Source organism: Micromonospora phytophila, from assembly GCF_023656545.1.
In the GTDB taxonomy this organism is placed as follows: domain Bacteria; phylum Actinomycetota; class Actinomycetes; order Mycobacteriales; family Micromonosporaceae; genus Micromonospora; species Micromonospora phytophila.
Genome location: NZ_JAMOKF010000302.1, coordinates 1 through 6,810, shown reverse-complemented (window position 1 = coordinate 6,810; position 6,810 = coordinate 1). Strand labels below are relative to the sequence as shown.

6 protein-coding genes are annotated in these 6,810 nt (G+C 72.1%); 5 read left to right on the top strand and 1 reads right to left on the bottom strand.

Going from position 1 to position 6,810, the window contains the following annotated elements; genetic code table 11:
* On the top strand, window positions 1-1,583 hold a 1,583-nt coding region (locus NCC78_RS25450), incomplete at its 5' end, for a gamma-glutamyltransferase family protein (RefSeq protein ID WP_250797596.1).
* Between the two features lie 6 nt (window positions 1,584-1,589).
* On the opposite strand, the gene NCC78_RS25445 is transcribed toward NCC78_RS25450, so the two are convergent.
* A complete protein-coding gene (locus NCC78_RS25445) occupies window positions 1,590-2,549 on the bottom strand; it encodes a GlxA family transcriptional regulator (RefSeq protein WP_250797595.1) in 960 nt (319 codons plus the stop codon).
* A gap of 150 nt (window positions 2,550-2,699) precedes the next feature.
* Between NCC78_RS25445 and NCC78_RS25440 the strand changes: the two genes are divergently transcribed.
* The 4 genes from NCC78_RS25440 (at window position 2,700) to folE (ending at window position 6,628) form a co-directional block, all read left to right on the top strand.
* Window positions 2,700-2,837 carry a hypothetical protein gene (locus tag NCC78_RS25440; protein ID WP_250797594.1) on the top strand — a complete coding sequence of 46 codons (138 nt, stop codon included), beginning with the start codon at window positions 2,700-2,702 and terminating at the stop codon, window positions 2,835-2,837.
* Window positions 2,838-2,938: 101 nt separating this feature from the next.
* Window positions 2,939-3,514 carry a hypoxanthine phosphoribosyltransferase gene (hpt, locus tag NCC78_RS25435; RefSeq protein WP_250797592.1) on the top strand — a complete coding sequence of 192 codons (576 nt, stop codon included), beginning with the start codon at window positions 2,939-2,941 and terminating at the stop codon, window positions 3,512-3,514.
* A gap of 379 nt (window positions 3,515-3,893) precedes the next feature.
* Window positions 3,894-5,924 carry an ATP-dependent zinc metalloprotease FtsH gene (ftsH, locus tag NCC78_RS25430; RefSeq protein WP_250797590.1) on the top strand — a complete coding sequence of 677 codons (2,031 nt, stop codon included), beginning with the start codon at window positions 3,894-3,896 and terminating at the stop codon, window positions 5,922-5,924.
* 38 nt (window positions 5,925-5,962) lie between these two features.
* Window positions 5,963-6,628, top strand: a complete 666-nt coding sequence (folE, locus tag NCC78_RS25425) for a GTP cyclohydrolase I FolE (protein ID WP_250797598.1) — start codon at window positions 5,963-5,965, stop codon at window positions 6,626-6,628.
* Window positions 6,629-6,810: the final 182 nt, after the last annotated feature.

The following is a 6,810-nucleotide window of genomic DNA, read 5'->3' as shown; positions in this document are numbered from 1 at the left end:
TGGCCGCGGCGGCCGGCCTGGCCGTGCTGCGGCGCGGCGGCAACGCCGTCGACGCCGCGCTGGCCACCGCGATCACCCTGACGGTGGTGCAGCCCCCGTCCAACGACATCGGCGGCGACCTGTTCGCCATCGTCTGGGACGGCGAGCGGCTGCACGGTTTGAACGCCTCCGGCCGGTCACCGGCGGCGCTGACCCGGGAACTGGTCCTCACCGCGACCGGCGGGCGGGGCGGGACGCCGGTCGACGCGCTCGGCGGCGCCCAGTCGCAGGGCCCGACGATGCCCGCCCGCGGTTGGCTGCCGGTGACCGTGCCCGGCGCGCCGGCCGGCTGGCGGGACCTGCACGACCGGTTCGGCTCGCTGCCCTTCGCCGAGCTCTTCACCGACGCGATCGGCTACGCCGAGCACGGCCACCCGGTCTCCGCCGGGGTGGCGGCGGCGTGGTCCCGCGCGCTCGCCGCGCACGCCGGCCTGACCGGTGATGAGTACGCCGAGTTCGGGCGGGTGTTCGCGCCCGGCGGCCGGGCGCCCCGCCCCGGCGAGCGGTGGCGCAACCCGCAGGCGGCGGCGACGCTGCGGCGGATCGCCGAGACCGGGGCGGAGGACTTCTACTCCGGCGGCATCGCCGACGCGCTGGACGCGTACGCCGCCCGCACCGGCGGCTTCCTCACCGGTGACGACCTGGCCGGGCACACCTCGACCTGGGTGAACCCCGGGCACGCCCGCTACCGGGGGCACGAGGTCTGGGAGCTGCCGCCGAACGGGCAGGGCCTGGCCGCGCTGCTCGCCCTGCAGATCCTGGACGGCACGGAGCTCGCCGCGCTGCCGCCGGCCGAGCGGCTGCACCGCCAGATCGAGGCGGTGAAGCTCGGCTTCGCCGACGCGCACGCCCACGTCGCCGACCCGGAGCGGGCGGTGGTGCCGACGGAGGCGCTGCTCTCACCCGGCTACGCGGCGGCCCGCCGGGCGCTGATCGGCGACCGGGCCGGGGAGCCCACCGCCGGGGACCCGGAGCGCGGCGGCACGGTCTACCTCTGCGCCGCCGACGCCGGCGGCATGATGGTCAGCCTGATCCAGTCGACGTACCTGGCCTTCGGCTCGCACGTGGTGCTCCCCGGGCACGGCTTCGCGCTGCAGAACCGGGGTCTGGGCTTCCGACTGGACCCGGCGCACCCGAACGTGGTGGCGCCGGCCAAGCGCCCGTTCCACACCATCATTCCCGGCTTCCTCACCCGCGGCGGCGAGCCGGTGGGGCCGTTCGGGGTGATGGGCGGGCACATGCAACCGCAGGGGCACGTGCAGCTGGTCTCGGCCACCCTGGACGGCGGCCTCGACCCGCAGGCGGCGCTGGACGCGCCGCGCTGGTACTGGCACGCCGGGCGGTCGCTGCTCGTCGAACCGGAGCTGGTCGCCACCGCCGAGGGTCGGGACGCGGTGGCCGAGCTGCGCGCCCGTGGCCACCGGATCACCGTCGCGGACGAGCCGGGGGTCTTCGGGTACGGCCAGGCGATCTGGCGCACGCCGGACGGCGGCTACGTCGCCGGCTCGGAATCCCGGACGGACGGGGCGACGGGCGGCTTCTGACCGCGCTCAGGCCTCCACCCGGTCCCGGAAGGTGGTCCGGTAGCTGTGCGGGGTCGCGCCGACCCGGCGGACGAAGTGGTGCCGCAGCGCGGCCCCGTCGCCGAAGCCGGACAGGTCGGCGACCTCCTCCACGCTCAACCGGGTCTCCTCCAGCAGCCGCCGGGCCAGCAGCACCCGCTGGTTGGTCAGCCAGTCGTGCGGTGTGGTGCCGGTCTCGGCGCGGAACCGGCGGGCGAAGGTGCGCGGGGCCATGCCCGACCGCTCGGCCAGCTCGTCGACGGTCACCGGCCGGTCGAGGTGCCCCATCAACCACTCCAGCACCGGCTCCAGGGTGGGCGCCTCGGGGGCCTTCGGGATGGGCGCCTCGACGTACTGGGACTGCCCGCCGTCGCGGTGCGGGGGGACCACCATCCGGCGGGCCAGCCGGGTGGCGGTGGTGGAGCCGTGCTCCTGCCGGACCAGGTGCAGGCAGGCGTCGATGCCGGCCGCCGTGCCGGCGCTGGTGAGCAGCCGGCCGTCCTGCACGTAGAGCGAGTTGCACCGCACCCGCGCGCTCGGGTGCCGGCGTTGCAGCTCGTCGACGTACCGCCAGTGGGTGGTGCACTCCCGGCCGTCGAGCAGCCCCGCCTCGCCGAGCATGAACGCGCCGGAGCAGACGCTGAACAGCCACGCCCCCCGCGCGGCGGCCCGGCGCAGCGCGCCGAGCACGCACTCGGGGGTGGTGGTGCGGTGCTGGTGGGCGGGGATGGCGACGAGGTCCGCCCCCTCGACGGGGCCGAGGTCGGCGTGTGGGGTCAGGTGGAAACCGGAGGAGGTCCGCACCGTCCGGCCGTCGGGGCTGCACACCTGGAAGCGGTAGCCGGGGAACCCGTCGTCCGTCCGGTCGGTGCCGAAGACCTCGGTGAGCACGCCGAGTTCGAAGGTGGCGACCCCGTCCAGGGCGAGAACGGCGACTGATCGGAGCATGTGACGAGGGTAACCGCAGCAGTGGCAGGAAATCGAGGGGCAGTGGCATTCCTGCCACTGTCCGACTCGTGGCGACCCGCGCAGACTGGGTTCAGTCCGGTGCGCACCGGCGGCGAAACCGACAGCAAACACGCGAAAGTGAGCGCCGCCATGGAGTTTCTGCTGTTCCTGCTCTTCCTCGTCCTGCTCGCGGTGGTCTCCGCCGCCGGCCTGACCGCCGACAGCCGGGACTCGGCCGACTGGAAGCCGACCGACGACGGCCGCCGGTGGCGGTCGCGTACCTGCTGAGGTGATTGGTCAGCTTTCGTGGGAAAAATCCCGGGCGGGACCGCGCCAAAAGGGGCGGCCCCGCCGACGGAGGCCATCCGGCGTACGGCAGGCTAGGAGTCATGGCTGACGGCTCCTGGTACGACGCCGACATCGACCACGTGATCATCTCTGAGACGCAGATCCGCGAGAAGACCGCGGAACTCGCCAAGCAGGTCTCGGCGGACTACGCCGACGTCGATGACGGGCTCCTGCTGGTCTGCGTGCTCAAGGGCGCGGTGATGTTCATGGCCGACTTCGCCCGGGCGCTCGGCCGGCAGGGACCCCCCGCCGAGCTGGACTTCATGGCCATCTCCTCCTACGGCCAGGGCACGACCTCCTCCGGCGTGGTCCGCATCCTCAAGGACCTGGACCGGGACATCGCCGGCCGGCACGTTGTCGTGGTCGAGGACATCGTCGACTCCGGGCTGACCCTCTCCTGGCTGCTGCGCTACCTGGAGTCCCGCTCCGCGGCGAGCGTCGAGGTGGTCGCGCTGTTCCGCAAGCCGGACGCGGTCAAGGTGCCGGTCCCCGTGAAGTACGTCGGCTTCGACATCCCGACCGAGTTCGTCGTCGGCTACGGCCTCGACTTCGGCGAGCGCTACCGCGAGCTGCCCTTCGTCGGCGTGCTCAAGCCCGAGGTGTACGCCCGGGCCTGAGCCCCACTCTCATCGGCACCCATCGAGCCGACGTTCAGCGGGTTCTCAGCTCACCGGTCTACGGTATAGGTCGGTGGCGTGGAGGCACCCTCCACGCCCGACCCTTCGAACCGCGTGACCGGGCGGTCGGGTGGCCGGGTGGGGAGCTTCCGCCACGCCGGCTGAAACCCCGGTTCGCCGTACGCGTAACTGCTGGGCTCGCAAGCTCACATCTGGCACGAACGGTGTACCGTCGAATGACCGCGGCGCGGCAGTTATCGCGCCCCGGGGTCGAGGCCGGCCCGCACGGCGGCTCCGGCCGCCGCCACCGGCGGCGACACCATCAGACGGTCAGGACGTCGATCAGGAGGATGCGGGCGCCTTGGCGCTCGACTACAGCATGGAACGTACGCGTTTCTTCCGCCGACCGGTGGTCTGGATCATCCTGGTCATCCTCGGCGCCGTTGTGCTCAGTCAACTGTTCACCGCTGGTCCCAGCTACCACCGCGTGGACACTTCCATTGCGCTCGACCAGCTCAACACGGACCAGCCCAAGATCGACAAGGTCGTCTTCCAGGACAAGGAACAGACGATCCAGCTCGACCTGGCCGAGAAGATCAAGTTCGGTGACACCACCACCGACAAGATCGAGGCGCAGTTCCCCTACGAGGTCGGCGACGAGGTCTGGAACGAGGTCCTCGAGGCCAAGGCGAACAACCGGGTCACCGGCCCGGCCGACGCCAAGGTGTCGTCCGACAGCATCTGGGTGAGCCTGCTGGTCAACCTGCTCCCGATCGCCCTGCTGGTGCTCCTGCTGCTCTTCTTCATGTCGCAGATGCAGGGCGGCGGCTCCCGCGTGCTCAACTTCGGCAAGTCCAAGGCGAAGATGATCACCAAGGACACGCCGAAGACCACGTTCGCGGACGTGGCCGGCGCCGACGAGGCCGTCGAGGAACTGCACGAGATCAAGGACTTCCTGCAGAACCCGGCGAAGTACCAGGCCCTCGGCGCGAAGATCCCCAAGGGCGTGCTGCTCTTCGGCCCGCCCGGTACCGGTAAGACGCTGCTGGCCCGCGCGGTCGCCGGCGAGGCCGGGGTGCCGTTCTACTCCATCTCCGGCTCGGACTTCGTGGAGATGTTCGTCGGTGTCGGCGCCAGCCGGGTCCGCGACCTCTTCGAGCAGGCCAAGGCGAACGCCCCGGCGATCGTCTTCGTCGACGAGATCGACGCCGTCGGCCGGCACCGCGGCGCCGGTATGGGCGGCGGCCACGACGAGCGCGAGCAGACGCTCAACCAGCTGCTCGTCGAGATGGACGGCTTCGACGTCAAGGGCGGGGTCATCCTGATCGCCGCCACCAACCGGCCGGACATCCTCGACCCGGCGCTGCTGCGCCCGGGCCGCTTCGACCGGCAGATCCCGGTGGACGCCCCCGACATGGAGGGCCGCAAGGCGATCCTGCGGGTGCACGGGAAGGGCAAGCCGTTCACCCCCGACGTCGACCTCGACGCGGTGGCCCGGCGTACCCCCGGCTTCAGCGGCGCCGACCTGGCGAACGTGATCAATGAGGCCGCGCTGCTCACCGCCCGCAAGGACCAGCGGGCGATCACCAACGACTCCCTGGAGGAGTCGATCGACCGGGTGATCGCCGGTCCGCAGCGCCGGACCCGGGTGATGAGCGACCAGGAGAAGAAGATCACCGCGTACCACGAGGGTGGCCACGCGCTGGTCGCCTGGGCGCTGCCGCACGCCGCGCCGGTGCACAAGGTGACGATCCTGTCCCGCGGTCGCTCGCTGGGTCACACCCTGGTGCTGCCCACCGAGGACAAGTACACCCAGACCCGCGCCGAGATGGTCGACACCCTGGCGTACGCGCTGGGTGGTCGGGCCGCCGAGGAGCTGGTCTTCCACGAGCCGACCACCGGCGCCGGCAACGACATCGAGAAGGCCACCCAGCTGGCCCGGGCGATGATCACCCAGTACGGCATGAGCTCCAAGCTCGGCGCGATCAAGTACGGCACCAGCGGCGACGAGCCGTTCCTCGGCCGCAACATGGGCCACGAGCGGGACTACTCCGACGTGGTGGCGGCCGAGATCGACGGCGAGATGCGGGCGCTGATCGAGGTGGCCCACGACGAGGCCTGGGAGATCCTGGTGGAGTACCGGGACGTCCTGGACAACATCGTGCTGGAGCTGATGGAGAAGGAGACCCTCTCCACCGCCGACATGGCCCGGATCTGCGCCCGGGTGGCCAAGCGGCCGCCGATGGCGCCGTACAACGGCTTCGGCAAGCGCCAGCCCTCCACCGAGCCGCCCGTGCTCACGCCGGCGGAGAAGGAGGCGCTGAAGGTGCAGGCCCAGGCCGACGGCGCCCAGGCGACGGTGGGCGGTCCGTCCGCCAACAACTCGAACAACTCGGACGGTACGCACTGAGCATCGACCCGACGGCCAGCTCCCGGGACCACCGGGGGCTGGCCGTCTCCGCAACCGAGCCGGACGGGGACGACGCGCTCGACTACGTCGCCGCGCGTCTGATCAGCGGCAAGCTCACCGGCCGCCCCATTGAGGACACCATGGACCTCGGGCGGATCGAGAAGGCGGTCCGCGAGATCCTGATCGCGGTCGGCGAGGACCCCGACCGCGACGGCCTCCAGCAGACCCCGGCCCGGGTGGCGCGGGCGTACGCCGAACTCTTCGCCGGCCTCCGGGTCGACCCGGCCCAGGTGCTCAGCACCACGTTCGAGGCCAACCACGAGGAACTGGTGCTCGTCCGGGACATCGACATGATGAGCCTCTGCGAGCACCACCTGCTGCCGTTCCGCGGCAGCGCCCACATCGGCTACATCCCCGGGCCCGACGGGCGGATCACCGGCCTGTCCAAGCTGGCCCGGCTGGTGGAGGTCTTCGCCCGCCGGCCGCAGGTGCAGGAGCGGCTCACCTCGCAGATCGCCGACCTGCTGATGAGCAAGCTCCAGCCGCGCGGCGTGGTGGTGGTGCTCGAGTGCGAGCACATGTGCATGGCGATGCGCGGCATCCAGAAGTCCGGCGCCAAGACCATCACCTCGGCGGTACGGGGCACCCTCCAGCACGACGCCAAGTCGCGCGCCGAGGCGATGGCCCTGATCATCCCCCGCTGACCGGGCAACCGGCCGGCCGACCCGCACCCCGGGCGGCCGGCCTTTCTGTGTCTCCGGGGACGGCCCGGCTCGTCCGCCGGCAGCGGCCCTGGTCGCCCGGCCGGCTGTGCGGTGACGGGTCGCTCGGCCGGCCGGGGTGTGACCGGCTCGCTCGGCGGTCCGCCCGCTCGGCGGTCCGCTCG

Coding starts and splice junctions, on each gene's coding strand:
- NCC78_RS25440 (WP_250797594.1), top strand. CDS start 2,700: ATGGAGTTTCTGCTGTTCCTGCTCTTCCTCGTCCTGCTCGCGGTGGTC.
- hpt (WP_250797592.1), top strand. CDS start 2,939: ATGGCTGACGGCTCCTGGTACGACGCCGACATCGACCACGTGATCATC.
- ftsH (WP_250797590.1), top strand. CDS start 3,894: ATGGAACGTACGCGTTTCTTCCGCCGACCGGTGGTCTGGATCATCCTG.
- NCC78_RS25445 (WP_250797595.1), bottom strand. CDS start 2,549: ATGCTCCGATCAGTCGCCGTTCTCGCCCTGGACGGGGTCGCCACCTTC.